General features: G+C 64.0%; 13 protein-coding genes. 7 read left to right on the plus strand and 6 right to left on the minus strand.

Translation table 11 applies throughout. The annotated features are described in order from the left end of the window. The first annotated feature begins 43 nt into the window (after nt 1-43). Complete coding sequence (locus ToN1_RS18990) at nt 44-1,354, plus strand: homoserine dehydrogenase (protein WP_169205725.1); 1,311 nt, start codon at nt 44-46, stop codon at nt 1,352-1,354. 130 nt (nt 1,355-1,484) lie between these two features. After that, entirely contained in the window at nt 1,485-2,924 is a 1,440-nt protein-coding gene (gene thrC, locus ToN1_RS18995; protein WP_169205724.1) for a threonine synthase, read from the plus strand. A 49-nt stretch (nt 2,925-2,973) separates the two neighbouring features. Here the strand turns inward: thrC and nadC are convergent, their stop codons facing one another. Beyond that, the gene (nadC, locus tag ToN1_RS19000; RefSeq protein ID WP_169205723.1) at nt 2,974-3,822 is read right to left on the minus strand and encodes a carboxylating nicotinate-nucleotide diphosphorylase; all 849 of its coding nucleotides are present in this window, start codon (nt 3,820-3,822) and stop codon (nt 2,974-2,976) included. Between the two features lie 101 nt (nt 3,823-3,923). Here nadC and ToN1_RS19005 point away from each other — a divergent pair, with 101 nt between their 5' ends. After that, on the plus strand, nt 3,924-4,820 hold the full coding sequence (locus ToN1_RS19005) for a DMT family transporter (protein WP_169205722.1): 897 nt from the start codon (nt 3,924-3,926) through the stop codon (nt 4,818-4,820). A 32-nt stretch (nt 4,821-4,852) separates the two neighbouring features. Here ToN1_RS19005 and ToN1_RS19010 read toward each other — a convergent pair whose 3' ends face one another. The 5 genes from ToN1_RS19010 to ToN1_RS19030 all read right to left on the minus strand — a co-directional run bounded on the left by ToN1_RS19010 (nt 4,853) and on the right by ToN1_RS19030 (nt 12,715). Further along, complete coding sequence (locus tag ToN1_RS19010; protein ID WP_169205721.1) at nt 4,853-6,100, minus strand: cyclic di-GMP phosphodiesterase; 1,248 nt, start codon at nt 6,098-6,100, stop codon at nt 4,853-4,855. Between the two features lie 109 nt (nt 6,101-6,209). Next, nucleotides 6,210-7,715 carry an NAD(P)H-hydrate dehydratase gene (locus ToN1_RS19015; RefSeq protein WP_169205720.1) on the minus strand — a complete coding sequence of 502 codons (1,506 nt, stop codon included), beginning with the start codon at nt 7,713-7,715 and terminating at the stop codon, nt 6,210-6,212. A 213-nt stretch (nt 7,716-7,928) separates the two neighbouring features. Further along, a complete protein-coding gene (locus tag ToN1_RS19020) occupies nt 7,929-9,467 on the minus strand; it encodes a SpoVR family protein (protein WP_169205719.1) in 1,539 nt (512 codons plus the stop codon). After that, a complete protein-coding gene (locus ToN1_RS19025; protein ID WP_169205718.1) occupies nt 9,464-10,732 on the minus strand; it encodes a YeaH/YhbH family protein in 1,269 nt (422 codons plus the stop codon). Before ToN1_RS19025 ends, ToN1_RS19020 begins: the two co-directional genes overlap by 4 nt. A 60-nt stretch (nt 10,733-10,792) precedes the next feature. Beyond that, nucleotides 10,793-12,715, minus strand: coding sequence for a PrkA family serine protein kinase (locus tag ToN1_RS19030; RefSeq protein WP_169205717.1), 1,923 nt, complete (start codon nt 12,713-12,715; stop codon nt 10,793-10,795). Between the two features lie 271 nt (nt 12,716-12,986). On the opposite strand from ToN1_RS19030, the gene tig reads away from it, so the two are divergent. The 4 genes from tig to lon all read left to right on the plus strand — a co-directional run bounded on the left by tig (nt 12,987) and on the right by lon (nt 18,746). Then, entirely contained in the window at nt 12,987-14,294 is a 1,308-nt protein-coding gene (tig, locus tag ToN1_RS19035; RefSeq protein WP_169205716.1) for a trigger factor, read from the plus strand. Nucleotides 14,295-14,313: 19 nt separating this feature from the next. Next, nucleotides 14,314-14,952 carry an ATP-dependent Clp endopeptidase proteolytic subunit ClpP gene (gene clpP / locus ToN1_RS19040; RefSeq protein WP_169205715.1) on the plus strand — a complete coding sequence of 213 codons (639 nt, stop codon included), beginning with the start codon at nt 14,314-14,316 and terminating at the stop codon, nt 14,950-14,952. Between the two features lie 17 nt (nt 14,953-14,969). Further along, nucleotides 14,970-16,238: an ATP-dependent Clp protease ATP-binding subunit ClpX gene (clpX, locus tag ToN1_RS19045; protein ID WP_169205714.1), complete on the plus strand. Its 1,269-nt coding sequence runs from the start codon at nt 14,970-14,972 to the stop codon at nt 16,236-16,238. 87 nt (nt 16,239-16,325) lie between these two features. Further along, nucleotides 16,326-18,746 carry an endopeptidase La gene (gene lon / locus ToN1_RS19050; protein WP_169205713.1) on the plus strand — a complete coding sequence of 807 codons (2,421 nt, stop codon included), beginning with the start codon at nt 16,326-16,328 and terminating at the stop codon, nt 18,744-18,746. Nucleotides 18,747-18,904 lie beyond the last annotated feature (158 nt).

An 18,904-nucleotide genomic window follows, 5' to 3' on the forward strand; every position in this document is an offset into this window, starting at 1 on the left:
CATCCCGTTTCACCCATTTGAAGACACAACTCAACGAGTTCTTATGAAAGCGATCAATGTTGGCCTGCTGGGCATCGGTACCGTCGGTGGCGGTACCTTCACCGTTCTGAAACGCAACGAGGAGGAAATCACCCGTCGCGCCGGTCGCCCGATTCGCATTACCGCAGTGGCCGACAAGAACCTCGAACTCGCGCGCAAGGTTGCGGGCGATGGTCCGCGGCTGACCGACGACGCCTTCTCCGTCGTCACCGACCCCGAGATCGACATCGTCGTCGAACTGATCGGCGGCTACGGCGTCGCGAAGGAACTGGTGCTCAAGGCGATCGAGAACGGCAAGCACGTCGTCACCGCCAACAAGGCGCTGCTCGCGGTGCACGGCAACGAGATCTTCGCCGCGGCGCAGAAGAAGGGCGTGATGGTCGCCTTCGAAGCTGCGGTCGCGGGCGGCATCCCCATCATCAAGGCCCTGCGCGAAGGCCTCTCGGCCAACCGCATCCAGTGGCTCGCCGGCATCATCAACGGCACGACCAACTTCATCCTGTCCGAGATGCGCGACAAAGGCCTGCCCTTCGCCGACGTGCTCAAGGAAGCGCAGGCGCTCGGCTATGCCGAAGCCGACCCGACCTTCGACATCGAAGGCATCGACGCCGCGCACAAGGCCACGATCATGAGCGCGATCGCGTTCGGTGTGCCGATGCAGTTCTCCGCCGCCCACGTCGAGGGCATCACGGCGCTCGACAGCGTGGATATCACCTATGCGGAACAACTGGGTTATCGCATCAAGCTGCTGGGCATCTCGCGCATGCGCCTGGAAGGCATCGAGCTGCGCGTGCATCCGACCCTGATCCCCGCCAAGCGCCTGATCGCCAACGTCGAGGGCGCGATGAACGCGGTCGTGGTTTTCGGCGACGCCGTCGGTCCGACCCTCTATTACGGCAAGGGCGCCGGCGCCGAGCCGACGGCGAGCGCCGTGATCGCGGATCTCGTCGATGTCACCCGCCTGCACACCGCCGACCCCGAGCACCGCGTGCCGCACCTCGCGTTCCAGCCGGACCAGGTGCGCGACCTGAAGGTGCTGCCGATCGACGAGGTCATCACCTCCTACTACCTGCGCATGCGCGTCGAGGACAAGCCGGGCGTGCTCGCCGACATCACCCGCATCCTCGCCGACAGCGGCATCTCGATCGAGGCGATGATCCAGAAGGAGGCCCCCGAGGGTGCATCCCAGACCGACATCATCATGCTGACGCACGAGACGGTCGAGAAGAACGCCAACGCGGCGATCGCCAAGATCGAGGCGCTCCCCGTCGTGCAGGGCAGGATCACGCGCCTGCGCATGGAAAGCCTGCAGTAATCGCCCTGTGCGGACCCGTGCGCCGACCTTCCGGGGCGCGGGCATGACGGCAGGCACGGCCGCATGCGGAAACCTCCGCGTCGCCGTGCCTTTCGTCCTTTGACGAACACACCCATTCAAGGAACTGCCCGTGAAGTACCTGTCCACCCGCGGCCATGCCGCCCGTCCCGAGTTCTGCGACATCCTGCTTGGCGGCCTCGCGCCCGACGGTGGTCTGTACCTGCCCGAGGCTTACCCGCAGGTGACGCGCGCTGAACTGGACGCATGGCGCGGTTTGTCGTACGCGGATCTCGCTTTCGCGATCCTGTCGAAGTTCATCACCGACATTCCCGCGGGCGACCTCAAGGCGATCTGCGACAAGACCTATACCGCCGACGTCTATCGCTTCGTCCGTCCCGGCGACAACGCTGCCGACATCACGCCCGTGCATTGGCTGGAGCCGGGCCGCTTCGGCCTGCTCGAGCTGTCCAACGGCCCGACGCTGGCGTTCAAGGACATGGCGATGCAGCTCCTCGGCAACCTGTTCGAGTACGTGCTCGACAAGCGCGGCGAGACGATCAACATCCTCGGCGCGACTTCCGGCGACACCGGCTCGGCCGCCGAATACGCGATGCGCGGCAAGCACGGCGTGACCGTGTTCATGCTGTCGCCGCACGGCAAGATGAGCGCCTTCCAGCGCGCGCAGATGTACTCGCTGCAGGATGCCAACATCTACAACATCGCCGTCACCGGCATGTTCGACGACGCCCAGGACATCGTGAAGGCCGTCTCGAACGACGCCACATTCAAGGCGAAGTACAAGATCGGGGCGGTCAACTCCATCAACTGGGCGCGTGTCGCGGCCCAGATCGTGTATTACTTCAAGGGCTATTTCGCCGCGACCCGATCCAATGACGAGCAGGTCGCGTTCTGCGTGCCTTCGGGCAATTTCGGCAACATCTGCGCCGGCCACATCGCACGCCAGATGGGCCTGCCGGTGGCGAAACTGATCCTTGCGACGAACGAGAACGACGTCCTCGACGAGTTCTTCCACACCGGCGTGTATCGTCCGCGCAAGGCCGCGGAGACGCATGTCACCTCCAGCCCGTCGATGGACATCTCCAAAGCGTCGAACTTCGAGCGCTTCATCTTCGATCTGGTCGGCCGCAATCCGCAGCGTGTCGCCGAGCTGTGGAAATCGGTCGATGCCGGCGGGGCGTTCGATCTCGCTGCCAGCGGCGAATTTGCCGACATCCTGAATTACGCTTTCGTTTCGGGACGCAGCTCACATGCCGACCGGCTTGCGACCATCCGGCAGGTGTTCGACACCTACGGCACGATGCTAGACACGCACACCGCGGACGGCGTCAAGGTGGCCTGGGACTGCGCCGACTCGGTGCCCGCAGGCGTGCCGCTGTTGGTGCTCGAAACCGCGCTGCCGGTCAAGTTTGCCGAAACGATCCGCGAGGCCCTCGGACGCGAGCCGGAGCGTCCCGCCGAGCTGGAAGGCATCGAGGCGTTGCCGCAGCGGGTCGAGGTCATGGCGCCCGACGTCGAGGCGGTCAAGCGGTTCATCGTCGAGCACCTGTAGGCCTGACGTATGCGCGGGGTCGGCTTCGTGCCGGCCCCGCGCCTGCGGCTTACTCTTCCGTGTGGCGCAGCGACAGGTCGAGGGCGCGGACGTCCTTGGTCAGGCTGCCGATGGAGATGCGGTCCACCCCGGTTTCGGCGATGGCGCGTACCTTCTCCAGACTCACACCGCCCGAGGCTTCCAGTTCGGCACGTCCGGCGGCAATGCGCACCGCCTCGCGCATCGTCGCGAGATTCATGTTGTCGAGCAGGATCATCTTCGCTCCGGCGGCCAGCGCTTCCTCGAGCTGATCGAGGTTCTCGACCTCGATCTCGATGAACACGTTGGAGGGGGCGATCTTCTTCGCCTCCTCCATCACGCGGGCGATGCTCCCCGCCGCGATGATGTGGTTTTCCTTGATGAGGATGCCGTCATAGAGGCCGACGCGGTGGTTGGTGCCGCCGCCCACGGCTACCGCATACTTCTGCGCCAGGCGCAGTCCGGGCAAGGTCTTGCGTGTGTCGACGATCTTCGCGCCGGTGCCGGCGACCGCGTCGACGAAGCGGCGGGTGACGGTGGCGGTGCCCGACAGCAGCTGCAGGAAATTGAGCGCGGTGCGCTCGGCAGTGAGCAGTATGCGTGCGTTGGCGACGACGTCGCACAGCACCTGGCCCGGCTCGACTCGATCACCGTCGCTCACGTGCCAGATGATCGTGGCTGCCGGACTCAGCGCGGCGAAGGCGGCCTCGAACCAGGCCGTGCCGCACACGATGGCGTCCTCGCGCGTGATGACGCGGCCGCGGGCGTCAGTGTCTGCGGCGATCAGGCGTGCGGTCAGGTCACCGGTGCCGACGTCTTCGGCCAGCGATGCGGCGACATTGCGCTGAATCTCGATGCGCAGTTGTTGTGACAGGTTCATGGCGGGCACGGCTCGGTATGATTAAACAGAAATTCTAGCCCGTCCGCCGGGGGACGGGGCAAGCATCGCCGGAACGCGGTGCGGCGATAACAGGAGTCGAAGTGAGAGCGCGCGACCTGACCGAACTGCTGATCCTCGCCGCCCTGTGGGGCGGGTCGTTCCTCTTCATGCGCGTCGCGGCCCCGGAGTTCGGCCCGGCGGCCCTGATCGAAGTCCGAGTGGGGCTGGCTGCCCTGTTGCTGCTGCCGGTCCTCGCGTGGCGAGGCAAGCTTGCCCCCTTGTGGCGCAAGGCCGGGCCCCTGCTGTTCGTCGGGCTGACCAACTCCGCCTTGCCTTTCGTCCTGTATGCGTGGGCGGCGTTGTCGGTCACTGCGGGTTTTGCGTCCATCGTCAATGCCACGTCGCCGCTGTTCGCGGCGCTGGTCGCCTGGGTGTGGCTCAAGGATCGCCTGTCGGCGGCGGCGGCCTTCGGCCTGCTGCTCGGCCTGCTCGGGGTCATGATCCTCGTGTGGGGCAAGGCCTCGTTCCAGGCCGGCGGCTCGGGCTGGGCGGTGGCAGCCTGCCTCGCGGCGACACTGAATTACGGCATCGCTGCCAATTTCACCAAACGCCATCTGACGGGCGTGGATCCGATGGCCATCGCCACCGGCAGCCAACTCTACGCGGCCCTCGTGCTCGCGCCCTTCGCCGTCTGGCTGTGGCCGCAGGCAATGCCGTCGCGCGAGGCCTGGATTGCAGTGCTCCTGCTCGCATTCGCCTGCACCGGCGTCGCCTACGTCATGTACTTCCGCCTCATCGCCCACATCGGGCCGGCGCGCGCGATCGCGGTCACTTTCCTGATCCCCGTCTTCGGCATGTTATGGGGGGCGATGCTGCTCGACGAGGAAATCAGCTCGAACATGCTTGCCGGATGCGCGGTGATCCTCGCCGGCACGGGGCTCGCCACGGGGGCCATCCGCCTGCCGCGTCGCCCCAATGTCGCGCGGGGCAGGGGCTGAACGGGCTTCGCGCCGCGCGGCGCAAATGCACCTCAGTTCCTGCTGCCGTCCACGAAATAATCGAGCCGCCCGCGCGGCGCGAGGTATTCGACGGTTTCGACCGGCAGTGTCGCCGGGCTCAGCGCCGCTTCCACCTTCAGGTCGGCATCGCGCAGGTCCACCAGCATGGCTTCCGAGCGCGGAATGTCCGGGTCATGCAGCATCACGAGCGGATGAAGAAGGTTTGCCGGATTGGTTTCGACCACCATGCCGACGCCGCCGTTCGATAGCGCCACGAAGGTGCCCGGCGGATACACCCCCAGCGTCTTGATGAACAGTTGCACAAGCTGCTCGTCGTAATGCTTGTTCTCGGCGCGGAATATCTGGCGCAGCGCTTCGGCCGGCGCCTTGGCCTCGCGCAGGTCGAAGGGATTGCACAGGTTGTCGTAACGGTTCGCGATGGCTGCGATGCGGGCGAGGCGGGGGATCTTCTCGCCCGCGAGCCGGTTGGGAAAGCCGCTGCCGTCGAAGAACTCGTGGTGGCAGGCGATCACGTTGCGCACCGGCACGGGAAGGTCGCGCATGCCGCTGACCGCCTTGATCCCGTAGCCCACATGGGCGCGGTAGAACTCCTCCTCGGGCCCGGTGCGCCTGGCGTTGCGCAGGATGCGCGGCGGAATCTCCTGCTTGCCGATGTCGTGGAGCAGGGCCCCGAGCCCAAGGTGGCGCATCTCCTCTTCCGACAGACCCAGTGTCTTCCCCAGCATCAGCGACAAGGCCATGACGTTGAGCGCATGGAAAGCCAAGCCGCCTTCGCGGCTCTTCTGGTTGACCAGATGGATCACCATGCTGTCATTGCCCAGCAGGTTCTCCACCAGGCTGCCGACTAAGGCATTGGCTTGCCGTTGAGCGTCCTGCGGCCGGCTCAGCAGCGACCGGAACACATCCCCGGCGGCAATCGCCTGCTGCTCGAACAGGCGCTCGCGGCGCGCCAAGCCTTCGCGCTGTTCGCGCACCCGTGCGATGCGCACGCGCTTCTCGTCCTGCATGCCGGCGAGGGCGGCGGTACCGAAATCCGGCTCGGGCGCGGGAACGTTCGCAGCGCGGGGCGGCAGGGGCTCCGCGGTGCTGCGCGCCGGATCCCATTCGATCTCCGTGATGCCCATCTCGCGCAGCGCCTGGATCTGCTTTTCGCTCGACAGGCAAAAGCGGTTCAGCAGGAAAGGGTGCCCCATCCAGCCGAGGGAGACCAGGGAAATGAATACGCCCGGCCGGAGACGGTCGACGCTGATTTGCGGCATTGCTCTGTTACAAAATCGGACCCGGCAATTCTAGCAGCCCAATCTTGCGATGATGGGCGGAGAACCCGGGTTGTTCGTCGAAAATCACCGCCCGTGTCGTGTCGAGCACTCAGAGCCCCTTGGTCGCCTGGATCGTCCACGCATTGAAGATGCCGCGTGAAGCCTCCGCGACCTCGCTTGCCGTCAGGCCTACCGGGCCGATGCCTTCGCGCGCGAGCCGGTCGGCTGCTGCGCCATGCAAGTGTACTGCGGCGATAAGGCCGGATTCGGCCGGCCACCCTTGCGCGACGAGGCTCGCGATCAGCCCGGTGAGGACGTCGCCCATGCCGGCGCTGGCCATGCCGGGATGGCCCGTGCTGTTGATCAGCCAGCGGCCATCCGGCGTCGCGATGACGCTCCCGCTGCCCTTCAGGACTACGACCGCATTGAAGGTCCGGGCGATATCCAGTGTGCTCGCCACGCGATCGCTCTGTACGGCGGCCGTGTTCGAGCGCAGCAGGCGACCTGCCTCGCCGGGGTGTGGCGTCATCACCGTGGGCGCCTCGCGTGCGGCGACGAGCGAACGCAGGTTCTCCGAGGCGGCGACGATGTTCAGGGCGTCGGCGTCGAGTATCACGGGGCGCGCTTGCCGGATCGCCCGTTCAAGCAGCGTGGCGGCGACCTCGCCGTCGCCCAGTCCCGGCCCCAGCGCGAGCACGGTTGCGTGTTCGATGACGTCGTCCGGACGCTGCAGCATCAGCTCGGGCTGGGTGAAGTCGACTGCAGGGGCGGCGGCGTCCACCAATCCCGTGAGCACGCGCCCGCAGCCAAGTTTCAGCGCCGCGCGCCCTGCGAGCAGAGCCGCGCCGGTCATGCCCCGCGCGCCGCCGATGATGCCGACGTCGCCATAACAGCCCTTGTGGGTGTTCTGCAGGCGCTGTCTCAGGAAAGGTCTGAGGATGCCCGGCTGGATCTGGAGGCCCATGGGCTGCAGGTAGTTCGGCGGATCGACGTCGAGTCGGTGCACGTTGACGACGCCGGCGATGTCCGGGCCGTCGTGTGTGAGAAGTCCCGGTTTTAGCGCCAGGAAGGTGAGCGTCGTCGTAGCATGGAAGACCGTGCCGAGCACCCGGCCCGTGTCGGCATCCAGGCCACTCGGAATGTCAATCGCCAGCCGGGGGGCGTGCTGTGCGTTGAGCGCGTCGATCCATTTGGCATGTCGTCCGGTGACCGGGCTGCGCAGTCCGATGCCGAACAGGGCGTCGACCACCAGCGCCCACCCGTTTGCCGGTGCCGCCGGGAAGTCCGAGACCGTCTCGCCTCCGGCCGCGCGCCATGCCGCAAAGGCGGCCGCGGCGTCGCGTGGCAGCTTCGCCGCGTCGTCGGCAAAGGCAACCGTTACGTTGCGTCCGGCCTGCAGCAGCCGGCGCGCCATCACGAAGCCGTCGCCGCCGTTGTTTCCTGGGCCGCAGGCGATCAGCACATGGCCCGCGCGATCCTGCGTCAGGCGCACGGCTTCTTCCGCAGCCACACGTCCGGCACGCTCCATCAGGCTTGGCTGTGCGTGCGGTGCGACCAGCGCTTCGATCGTACGGATGCCGTCTACCGGGTAGATCGGTTTGGGCGGCAGGAACATGGAGCCTCCGGCAGGAAGGGAAATGCCAGATTCTAGCCCCTGTCGGAATTATGACGTCAATGTGTGGTCGGCAATGGCGGGCAAAAGGCTGTCATGGGAGCGTGTGCGCAAGCCGCTGCCGATCGCGTTCTTCGCGCACGTGGGGGGGCGACGCCCGTGATGACGCGTGAGGGAAGGGCGCTTTGCCGCGTCCTGCGCGCGGGGCAGGCTCGTCTAGTTCTCGGCCTGTCCCCGGCGCTTTTCGAGACGCGTTTCCTGCACCAACTCCACCGTCCCGTCCTCATGCTGGCTCTCGAGTCGTACCGTGAAGCCCCACAGTCGCGCCATGTGCTTCATCACCTCGTCGATGTTTCCGCCCAGGGGGCGCTTGCGGTACTGCTGGTGACGCAGCGTCAGCGAGCGGTCGCCGCGCAGGTCCACGTTCCACACCTGGATGTTCGGCTCGCGGCTGCCCAGGTTGTACTGGTCGGACAGGATCTCGCGCACGCGGCGGTAGCCCGTCTCGTCGTGGATCGCCGAGACCTTGAGCTTCGCCTCGTGCTCGTCGTCGAGGATCGCGAACATGCGGAAATCGCGCATGATCTTCGGTGACAGGTATTGCGCGACGAAGCTCTCGTCCTTGAAGTTCTTCATCGCGAAGTCGAAGGTCTCGCGCCAGTCGCTGCCCGCAATTTCGGGAAACCAGGCCCGGTCTTCCTCGGTCGGGTCTTCGCAAATGCGCTTGATGTCCTGCCACATCGCAAAGCCCAGCGCGTAGGGGTTGATGCCGCTGTACCAGCGATCGTTGTACGAGGGTTGGTACACCACGTTGGTATGCGACTGCAGGAATTCCAGCATGAAGCTGTCCGCGAGGAGCCCTTCGTCGTACAGCTTGTTGATCAGCGTGTAGTGCCAGAAGCACGCCCAGCCCTCGTTCATGACCTGAGTCTGGCGCTGCGGGAAGAAGTACTGCGCGATCTTGCGCACGATGCGCACGACTTCGCGTTGCCAGGGCTCCAGCAGCGGCGCGTGCTTCTCCACGAAGTAAAGCAGGTTCTCCTCGGGTTCGGGTGGAAAGCGGGGGGGGGCGATCTTCCCTGGTTTGGCGTCGTGAGCCGGCAGCGTCCGCCACAGCTCGTTGACCTGGCTCTGCAAGTATTCCGTGCGCTCAGCCTGGCGCAGCTTTTCTTTCGCCAGCGACAGCTTCGGGGGGCGCTTGTAGCGATCCACGCCCAGGTTCATCAGCGCGTGACAGGAGTCGAGCAGCAGTTCGACCTCCTCCTCGCCGTACCGCTCCTCGCACTGAGCGATGTAGTTCCGTGCGAACACCAGATAATCGATGATCGCGTCTGCATTCGTCCAGGTGCGGAAGAGGTAGTTGCCCTTGAAGAAGCTGTTGTGCCCGTAGGCCGCATGCGCGATCACCAGCGCCTGCATCGTCAGCGTGTTCTCCTCCATCAGGTAGGCGATGCAGGGGTTCGAGTTGATGACGATCTCGTAGGCGAGTCCCATCTGGCCGCGCCGGTAGCTCTTTTCCGTCGACAGGAAGTGCTTCCCGAATGACCAGTGGTGATAGTTCACCGGCATGCCCACCGAGGCGTAGGCGTCCATCATCTGTTCCGAGGTGATCAGTTCGATCTGTGCCGGATAGGTGTCCAAGTCGTAATTCGCCGCCACGCGCGCGATTTCGGTGTGGTAGGCGTCGATGGCCTCGAACGTCCACTCGGACGTCGCCGGCAGCTGCTTGACCTTCTTTGAGGTGGCGCGCTTCATACAAAATTCTTCTTGAAGAGTTCGCGAAACACCGGATAGATGTCAGCCGGTTCCTCGATGCGCTGCAGGGCGAAGTTCTTGTGCTCGCCCGACAGCTTTTCATACTCCCGCCACAGGTTCTGCGGCTCGCCCGGTGTGATCTCGATGTACGCGAAGTACTGGCACCACGGCAGGATCTGCGACCCCAGCAGCTCGCGACAGATCGGGGAGTCGTTGTCCCAGTTGTCGCCGTCCGAGGCCTGCGCACCGTAGATGTTCCAGGTGCCGTGCGCGTAGCGTTCGGCGATCACCTCGTGCATCAGCTTCAGCGCGCTCGAAACCACCGTTCCGCCGGACTCGCGCGAATGGAAGAACTCGTCCTCGTCCACTTCCTTCGCCACCGTGTGGTGACGGATGAAGACGACTTCGATCTGTTCGTAGGTGCGTGTTAGGAAGAGGTACAGGAGCATGAAGAAGCGCTTCGCCGTGGCCTTCTTCTCCTCGTCCATCGAGCCGGAGACGTCCATCACGCAGAACATCACCGCCTGCGTCGTCGGCTTCGGCACGCGGATGCGGTTGTTGTAGCGCAGGTCGAAGCTGTCGATGAAGGGGATCGCCTCGATCTTCGCGCGCAGGCGCCCGATCTCGTCCTTGAGGTTCAGCGCTTCCTCGCAGTCCTCGCCCGACTCCTCGATGACCCTGTCCAGTTCCTTCTGCAGTTCGCGCAGGCGCGCGGAAAACGGCGAGCCGAGCGCCAGCCGGCGCCCCAGGGCGCCGCGCATCGAGCGCACGATGTTGATGTTCATCGGCGAGCCGTCGGACGTGAAGCCGGCGCGCTGGGTCTTGTAGTCCGAGATGCGCGCGAGCTGGGTGCGGACCAGGTTGGGCAGGGCAAGGTCGTCGAAGAAAATGTCGAGAAATTCCTCGCGCGACAGGTGGAACACGAAATCGTCTTCGCCTTCACCTTCGTTGCTCGCCTTGCCCTGGCCTCGCCCGCCGCCCCCGCCGGAAGGGGGGCGGTTGATCAGGTCGCCGCTGGCGAACTGATCGTTGCCCGAAAAGACCTGTTCCCAGATGCCGCCCTTGCCATGCTGGAACTGCGGCTCGCTCAGATCCTTGGATGGGATCGTGATCTGTTCGCCGTTGTCCAGGTCGCGGATCGAGCGATCCTGGATCGCGTCGCTCACCGCGCGGCGAATCTGCTGCTTGAAGCGGCGCATGAAGCGCTGGCGATTGACCGCGCTTTTCTTCTTGCTGTCGAACCGTCGATCGATGATGCGCGTCATGTATGTCTCCGGCAGGGATGCGCAGCGCCGCCCGGACATGTCGTCCGGACGACGCATCCGTCACGACGACTTGCGGACCCGCAGATACCACTCGCAGAGCAGCCGTACCTGCTTCTCGGTGTAGCCCTTATCGATCATGCGATCGACGAAGTCCTGGTGTTTCTTCTGCTCGTCGGCGCTCGCCTTCGCGTTGAAGCTGATCACCGGCAACAGCTCCTCGGTGTTCGAGAACATCTTCTTCTCGATCACGCCGCGCAGTTTCTCGTAGCTCGTCCAGCTCGGGTTCTTGCCGTCGTGTTTCGCCCTCGCACGCAGCACGAAGTTCACCACCTCGTTGCGGAAGTCCTTCGGGTTGCTGATGCCGGCAGGCTTCTCGATCTTCTCGAGCTCGTCGTTCAGGGCCGAGCGGTCGAGGATCTCGCCTGTGTTCGGGTCCCGGAACTCCTGATCCTGGATCCAGAAGTCGGCGTAAGTCACGTAACGGTCGAAGATGTTCTGTCCGTACTCGGAGTAGCTTTCCAGGTAGGCCGTCTGGATCTCCTTGCCGATGAATTCGGCGTAGCGGGGCGCGAGGAACTCCTTGATGTAGCCCATGTAGCGCGCCTCGACCTCCGGCGCGTACTGTTCCTGCTCGATCTGCTGCTCGAGCACGTACATCAGGTGCACCGGGTTCGCCGCCACCTCGCGGTGGTCGAAGTTGAACACCTTGGACAGCGCCTTGAATGCGAAGCGTGTCGACAGTCCCGTCATCCCCTCATCGACGCCGGCGTAGTCGCGATACTCCTGGAAGCTCTTCGCCTTCGGGTCCGTGTCCTTGAGGTTCTCGCCGTCATAGATGCGCATCTTCGAGTAGATGCTCGAATTCTCCGGCTCCTTCAGGCGCGACAGCACTGCGAACTGCGCCATCATGCGCAGGGTGTCGGGTGCGCACGGCGCCTCCGCAAGCGAGCTCTCCACGAGCAGTTTCTCGTAGATATGCACCTCGTCGGAAACGCGCAGGCAGTACGGCACCTTCACCGTGTAGATCCGGTCGAGGAAGGCCTCGTTGTTGCGGTTGTTCTTGAATGCGACCCACTCGGACTCGTTCGAGTGCGCCATCACGATACCGTCGAACGGAATCGCGCCGAAACCCTCGGTGCCCTTGTAGTTGCCTTCCTGCGTCGCGGTCAGCAGCGGATGCAGCACCTTAATCGGCGCCTTGAACATCTCGACGAATTCCAGCAGGCCGCGGTTCGCGAGGCACAGCCCGCCCGAATAGCTGTAGGCGTCCGGGTCGTCCTGCGAATACTGCTCGAGCTTGCGGATGTCGATCTTGCCGACCAGCGAGGAGATGTCCTGGTTGTTCTCGTCGCCCGGCTCGGTCTTGGCGACCGCGGTCTGCTTCAGCACCGACGGGCGCAGCTTGACGACGCGGAACCTCGTGATGTCGCCGCCGAACTCGTGCAGCCGCTTGACCGCCCAAGGGCTCATGATCGTGTTCAGGTAGCGCTTCGGGATGCCGAAATCGTCCTCGAGCAGGCGGCCGTCCTCGTTCAGATCGAACAGGCCCAGCGGCGACTCGTGCACCGGCGATCCCTTGATCGCGTAGAAGGGAACCTTCTCGATCAGTGATTTCAGCTTTTCCGCCAGCGACGACTTGCCGCCGCCAACCGGGCCGAGGAGGTAGAGGATCTGTTTCTTTTCCTCCAGACCCTGCGCCGCATGGCGGAAATACGAGACGATGTGCTCGATGACCTCCTCCATGCCATAGAAGTCGCGGAAGGCCGGATAGATCTTGAGTACTTTGTTCGAGAAGATGCGGGACAGGCGGGGATCCAGGCGGGTGTCGACCAGTTCCGGCTCGCCGATCGCCATCAGCATCCGCTCGGCGGCGGTTGCATAGGCCGAACGATCCGACCGGCACAACTCCAGGTACTCCTGGATGGACATCTCCTCTTCGCGGGCCGCCTCGAAGCGGGCCTGATAGGCATTGAAGATCGTCATCTGGATTCCTCCTGTCTGGGGCAAGCCGTTCGCCGACACCCGTCAGAGGGCACTCGCCGGCTCAAGTTCCGTGGTTTTTCTCATTCCAAGCGCAAGTCCTCAGAGTCCATTTTGCGGCCTGAATGACTCTGGAAGGAAGGGGCCTGTGCTGTGCTAGAATCGAAAACCTACTTTTTACGCGCTCCGTTCGCCCGTTTTGGTCGGGCAGGCCCCTCCGAGACCCGGTGGGTGCTCCGTGAGCAAACTTTGACTTGTCAGGGATCGTTACTTAATGCAGACCAACCAGGAAACGCAGGGCGCGCTGGAGCGCCGCATCGACATGTCCGTGTCCATGGCCGAGATCGACAAGGAAGTCGATGCTCGCCTCAAGCGCATGGCGCGTACCGTGAAGATGCCGGGTTTCCGGCCTGGCAAGGTGCCGCTCAAGATCGTCGCCCAGACCTACGAGTCGCAGGCGCGTTCGGAGGCGATCGGTGCTGCGGTCGAAAAGGCGTTCGGCGACTCCGTGCGCGAACAGAACCTGCGCGTCGCCGGCTACCCCCGGATCGAGCCGAAGGACGCCGCGACCGAGGGCACGCTGTCGTTCAGTGCCGTGTTCGAAGTCTATCCGCAGGTGGAGCTGGGCGACCTGTCGCAGAGCAAGATCGAGCGTCCGGTGCTGTCGGTCGGCGATGCCGAAGTCGACAAGACCATCGAAGTGCTGCGCAAGCAGCGCACCCGTTTCGAGACCGCCGAGCGCGCCGCCGCTGACGGCGATCGCGTGGTGATCGATTTCGCCGGCCGCAAGGACGGCGAGCTGTTCGACGGCGGCCAGGCGCAGGACTTCCCCTTCGTCATCGGTGCCGGCTCGATGCTCAAGGACTTCGAGACGGCCGTGACGGGCCTCGCCGCGGGCGAAAGCAAGACCTTCGACATGACCTTCCCCGAGGACTACCACGCGGCTAACCTCGCCGGCCAGACGGTCCAGTTCGAAGTCACCGTGAAGCGCGTCGAGGCAGCCGTCCTGCCGGCGGTCGATGCCGATCTCGCTCGTGCGCTGGGCGTTGCCGATGGCGACCTCGCCAAGCTGCGCGACGAAGTTCGCGCCAACCTCGAGCGTGAGGTGAAGCGCCGCATCCAGGCCAAGGTCAAGGAACAGGTCATGGACGCGCTGCTGGCGGCCAACCCGATCGAGGTGCCGAAGGCGCTGATCGACGCAGAGAGCCGTCAATTGGCCGAGAACGCCAAGCGCGACCTCGAGATGCGTGGCATGAAGACCAAGGACATCCCGGTCGAGCCCGCCTGGTTTGCCGATCAGGCCGTGCGCCGCGTCAAGCTGGGCCTGATCATGGCTGAACTCGTGAAGGCCAAGGAACTCTACGCCAAGCCGGAGCAGGTGCGTGCACTGGTTGAGGAGATGGCCCAGAGCTACGAAGATCCGTCGGAACTGGTACGCTGGTATTACGCGCAGCCGGAGCGTCTCGCGCAGGCCGAGGCCGTCGTGATCGAGGACAACGTGGTCGAGTGGGTCAGCTCCCAGGCCCAGACCAGCGATAACGCGGTTTCGTTCGACGAACTGATGGGTAACAACGCGGCCTGATGCCGCAAAGGTCCAAGGAATGAGCAACATGGCGCCACATTCTGGCAGCAGCTGGGATCCGGTCGGCCTCGGCCTGGTCCCGATGGTGGTTGAACAGAGCGGTCGGGGCGAGCGCGCCTACGACATCTATTCACGCCTCCTGAAGGAGCGCGTGGTGTTTCTGGTCGGTCCGGTGAACGATGTCACCGCCAACCTGATCGTGGCGCAATTGCTCTTCCTTGAGTCCGAGAACCCGGACAAGGACATCTTCTTCTACATCAACTCTCCCGGGGGGTCGGTGTCGGCGGGGATGGCGATCTACGACACCATGCAGTTCATCAAGCCCGACGTCAGCACGCTGTGCATCGGGCAGGCCGCAAGCATGGGTTCCTTCCTGCTCGCCGCCGGCGCGAAGGGCAAGCGCTTCTGCCTGCCCAACTCCCGCGTCATGATTCACCAGCCGCTGGGTGGTTTCCAGGGGCAGGCGTCGGACATCGAGATCCATGCTCGCGAGATCCTCAACATCCGGGCTCGACTCAACGAGATGCTCGCCAAGCACACCGGCCAGGCAATCGAGCGGATCGAGAGGGATACGGATCGCGACAACTTCATGTCGGCAAAGGATGCGATGGACTACGGCATCGTGGACAAGGTCCTGACGACCCGCTCCGAAGCCTGATATACGAGAGGAAGACCATGACGGATAAGAAGGCGGGCGGCGAAAAGCTGCTGTACTGCTCGTTCTGCGGAAAGAGCCAGCATGAGGTTCGCAAACTCATTGCGGGGCCGTCGGTCTTTATCTGCGACGAGTGCATCGAGCTGTGCAACGACATCATCCGTGACGAAATCGCGCAATCTGCGGAAGGGGAAGGTGGTAGCAGCAGCCTGCCGACGCCGGCTGAGATCTGCGAGATCCTCAACCAGTACGTGATCGGCCAACAGCAGGCCAAACGCAACCTGGCCGTCGCGGTGTACAACCACTACAAGCGCCTGCGCCACATCTCGGGGCGCAAGGACGACGTCGAGCTGTCGAAGAGCAACATTCTCCTGATCGGGCCGACCGGCTCCGGCAAGACGCTGCTCGCGCAGACGCTCGCGCGCCTGCTCAACGTCCCGTTTGTGATGGCGGATGCTACGACGCTCACCGAAGCCGGCTACGTCGGTGAAGACGTCGAGAACATCATCCAGAAACTGCTGCAGAAGTGCGACTACGACGTCGACAAGGCGCAGCACGGCATCGTCTACATCGACGAGATCGACAAGATCTCGCGCAAGTCGGACAACCCGTCGATCACGCGCGACGTGTCCGGCGAGGGCGTGCAGCAGGCCCTGCTGAAGCTGATCGAAGGCACCGTGGCCTCGATTCCGCCGCAGGGCGGGCGTAAGCATCCCAACCAGGATTTCATTCAGGTCGATACCACCAACATCCTCTTCATCTGCGGCGGTGCGTTCGACGGCCTCGAGAAGGTCATCCGCAACCGTACCGAGAAGATCGGCATCGGCTTCGGCGCGGAGATCAAGAGCCGCCAGGGGCGCGACCTCACCGAGTCCTTCCGTCAGGTGGAACCCGAGGATCTGGTCAAGTTCGGCCTGATCCCGGAATTCGTCGGCCGCCTGCCCGTCGTCGCGACCTTGCAGGAGCTCGACGAGGCGGCACTGATCCAGATTCTCGTCGAGCCCAAGAACGCGCTGGTGAAGCAATACCAGAAACTGTTCTCCATGGAAGGCGTCGAACTCGAAATCCGTCCGGCGGCACTGCACGCCGTGGCGCGCAAGGCGATCCGCCGCAAGACCGGCGCTCGCGGCCTGCGTTCGATCCTCGAGGGGGCGCTGTTGGACATCATGTACGACTTGCCCACCATGAAAGGGGTGGAGAAGGTGGTCGTCGACGAAGGCACCATCGAAGAAGGCGCCCAGCCGCTGTTGATCTACGCGGACCAACAGAAAGTGTCGGGTTCCAACTAAAACCGAAATCGGTTCTAGGCGCCGCTTGATATTTCATGGTCGGGCCCCCATGTGGGCCTGACCAATCCTTTCGAGGTAAAAACAATCATGTCAGGCCCGCTTGACCTCCCCCACGAGCAAATGGAACTGCCGCTGCTGCCGCTGCGCGACGTAGTGGTGTTCCCGCACATGGTGATTCCGCTCTTCGTGGGACGCCCCAAGTCCATCAAGGCACTCGAGAACGCCATGGAGGCGGGCAAGGGCATCCTCCTGGTGGCGCAGAAATCCGCCGCCAAGGACGAGCCGTCGGCCGAAGACCTCTACGAGATCGGCTGCATCGCCAACATCCTGCAGATGCTCAAGCTGCCCGACGGCACCATCAAGGTGCTGGTCGAGGGCGTGCAGCGGGCGCGTGTCGATTCGGTCGAGGATCTGCGCAGCGTGTTCGTGGCCAAGGTCACCCCGGTGCCCGTTCCCGAGACCGACAACAACGAACTCGAAGCGATGCGCCGCGCGATCATCGCGCAGTTCGACCAGTACGTTAAGCTGAACAAGAAGATCCCGCCGGAGATCCTCGCGTCCCTGTCCGGGATCGACGATGCCGGCCGGCTCGCGGACACCATTGCCGCCCACCTGCCGCTCAAGCTCGAGCAGAAGCAGGAAGTGCTGGAGATGGCCGACACCGGCGATCGCCTGGAGCGCCTGCTGTCGCAACTCGAGACCGAGCTCGACATCCTGCAGGTTGAAAAGCGCATCCGCGGGCGCGTCAAGCGCCAGATGGAGAAGAGCCAGCGCGAGTACTACCTCAACGAGCAGGTCAAGGCGATCCAGAAGGAACTCGGGGAAGGCGAGGAAGGTGCCGATCTCGAGGAGATGGACAAGAAGATCAAGGCCGCGGGCATGCCCAAGGAGGCGCTTGCGAAGGCGCAAGCCGAGTTCAAGAAGCTGCGCCTGATGTCGCCCATGTCCGCCGAAGCGACCGTTGTGCGCAACTACATCGATACGCTGGTCGGCCTGCCGTGGAAGAAGAAGTCGCGTGTGAGCCGCGACCTTGCCGAGGCCGAGAAGATCCTCGACAAGGACCACTACGGCCTCGAGCGCGTCAAGGAACGCATCCTCGAGTACCTCGCGGTGCAGCAGCGCGTCGACAAGGTCAAGGCGCCGATCCTTTGCCTCGTCGGGCCTCCGGGCGTGGGCAAGACTTCGCTCGGTCAGTCGATCGCCAAGGCGACCAACCGCAAGTTCGTGCGCATGGCCCTGGGTGGCGTGCGTGACGAGGCCGAGATCCGTGGCCACCGTCGCACCTACATCGGTTCGATGCCGGGCAAGATCCTGCAGAACATGAACAAGGTCGGCGTGAAGAACCCGCTGTTCCTGCTCGACGAGGTGGACAAGCTCGGTATGGACTTCCGTGGCGACCCGAGCTCGGCGCTGCTCGAAGTGCTCGACCCGGAGCAGAACCATACCTTCCAGGATCATTACATCGAGGTCGATTTCGATCTCTCCGACGTGATGTTCGTGGCGACGGCCAATACCCTTAACATCCCGGCCGCGCTGCTCGATCGGATGGAGGTGATCCGCCTGTCCGGCTACACGGAAGACGAGAAGGTCAATATCGCGCTGCGCTATCTGCTGCCCAAGCAGATGAAGAACAACGGACTGAAGCGCGACGAGCTGTCGGTGACCGAAGAGGCCCTGCGCGACGTGTGCCGCTACTACACCCGTGAGGCGGGCGTGCGCAGCATGGAGCGCGAGATCTCCAAGATCTGCCGCAAGGTGGTGAAGGCGCTCGTGTTGAAGAAGCGCTCCAGCAAGGTCATCGTCAATGCGAAGAATCTGGACAAATACCTGGGGGTGCGCAAGTACTCCTTCGGCATGGCCGAGAAGGAAAACCAGATCGGTCAGGTGACCGGCTTGGCCTGGACCGAGGTCGGCGGCGAGCTGCTGACCGTGGAAGCCGTTGCGCTGCCGGGCAAGGGCAAGGTCATGACGACCGGCAAGCTCGGCGAGGTGATGCAGGAGTCGATCCAGGCGGCGCTGTCGGTGGTGCGCAAGCGTTCGCGCTCCCTGGGCATCCAGGAGGACTTCTACCAGAAGAGCGACATCCACATTCACCTGCCGGAAGGTGCGATCCCGAAGGATGGTCCGTCGGCGGGCATCGCAATCTGCTCTGCGCTGGTGTCGGTCCTCTCGGGCATTCCGGTTCGTTGCGACGTTGCGATGACCGGGGAAATCACGCTCCGTGGCGAAGTGCTGCCGATCGGTGGTCTCAAGGAGAAGCTCCTTGCGGCGGTGCGCGGCGGAATCCGCGTGGCGCTGATCCCGGAAGAGAACGTGAAGGATCTCGTGGAAATCCCCGAGAACATCAAGAACGCGCTCGAGGTGATCCCTGTGCGCTGGATCGACCAGGTGCTCGAGCATGCGCTCGAGCGCACGCCCCAGCCGCTGCCTGAGGCCGTGGTCGAGGAGACGCCTCCGGCGGATTCCGCCGAGGGCAGCGCGAGCGGAAAGACCGTCCGCGCACACTGAGAGTAAGGGACGCGTCCCCGAGTCCCGCGTCGAATACGCGCTGCAACGATGTAAATCGCTGCAGCGCGTATTGACACCCCGGAATACCGCGCGATATAAAGGCCGTGCTTCTCGCAACGCATTTGGAATCACCCTGAATGCGGCTCCGGCTGTGGGTT

The sequence above is a fragment of the Aromatoleum petrolei genome, from assembly GCF_017894385.1.
Lineage (GTDB): Bacteria > Pseudomonadota > Gammaproteobacteria > Burkholderiales > Rhodocyclaceae > Aromatoleum > Aromatoleum petrolei.

Bases quoted from the DNA above. Each gene is read 5' to 3' on its own strand.
- ToN1_RS19030 (WP_169205717.1), bottom strand. From the start codon at position 12,715: ATGACGATCTTCAATGCCTATCAGGCCCGCTTCGAGGCGGCCCGCGAA.
- ToN1_RS19010 (WP_169205721.1), bottom strand. From the start codon at position 6,100: ATGCCGCAAATCAGCGTCGACCGTCTCCGGCCGGGCGTATTCATTTCC.
- tig (WP_169205716.1), top strand. From the start codon at position 12,987: ATGCAGACCAACCAGGAAACGCAGGGCGCGCTGGAGCGCCGCATCGAC.
- nadC (WP_169205723.1), bottom strand. From the start codon at position 3,822: ATGAACCTGTCACAACAACTGCGCATCGAGATTCAGCGCAATGTCGCC.
- lon (WP_169205713.1), top strand. From the start codon at position 16,326: ATGTCAGGCCCGCTTGACCTCCCCCACGAGCAAATGGAACTGCCGCTG.
- ToN1_RS19020 (WP_169205719.1), bottom strand. From the start codon at position 9,467: ATGAAGCGCGCCACCTCAAAGAAGGTCAAGCAGCTGCCGGCGACGTCC.
- clpX (WP_169205714.1), top strand. From the start codon at position 14,970: ATGACGGATAAGAAGGCGGGCGGCGAAAAGCTGCTGTACTGCTCGTTC.
- clpP (WP_169205715.1), top strand. From the start codon at position 14,314: ATGAGCAACATGGCGCCACATTCTGGCAGCAGCTGGGATCCGGTCGGC.
- ToN1_RS19025 (WP_169205718.1), bottom strand. From the start codon at position 10,732: ATGACGCGCATCATCGATCGACGGTTCGACAGCAAGAAGAAAAGCGCG.
- ToN1_RS19015 (WP_169205720.1), bottom strand. From the start codon at position 7,715: ATGTTCCTGCCGCCCAAACCGATCTACCCGGTAGACGGCATCCGTACG.
- ToN1_RS18990 (WP_169205725.1), top strand. From the start codon at position 44: ATGAAAGCGATCAATGTTGGCCTGCTGGGCATCGGTACCGTCGGTGGC.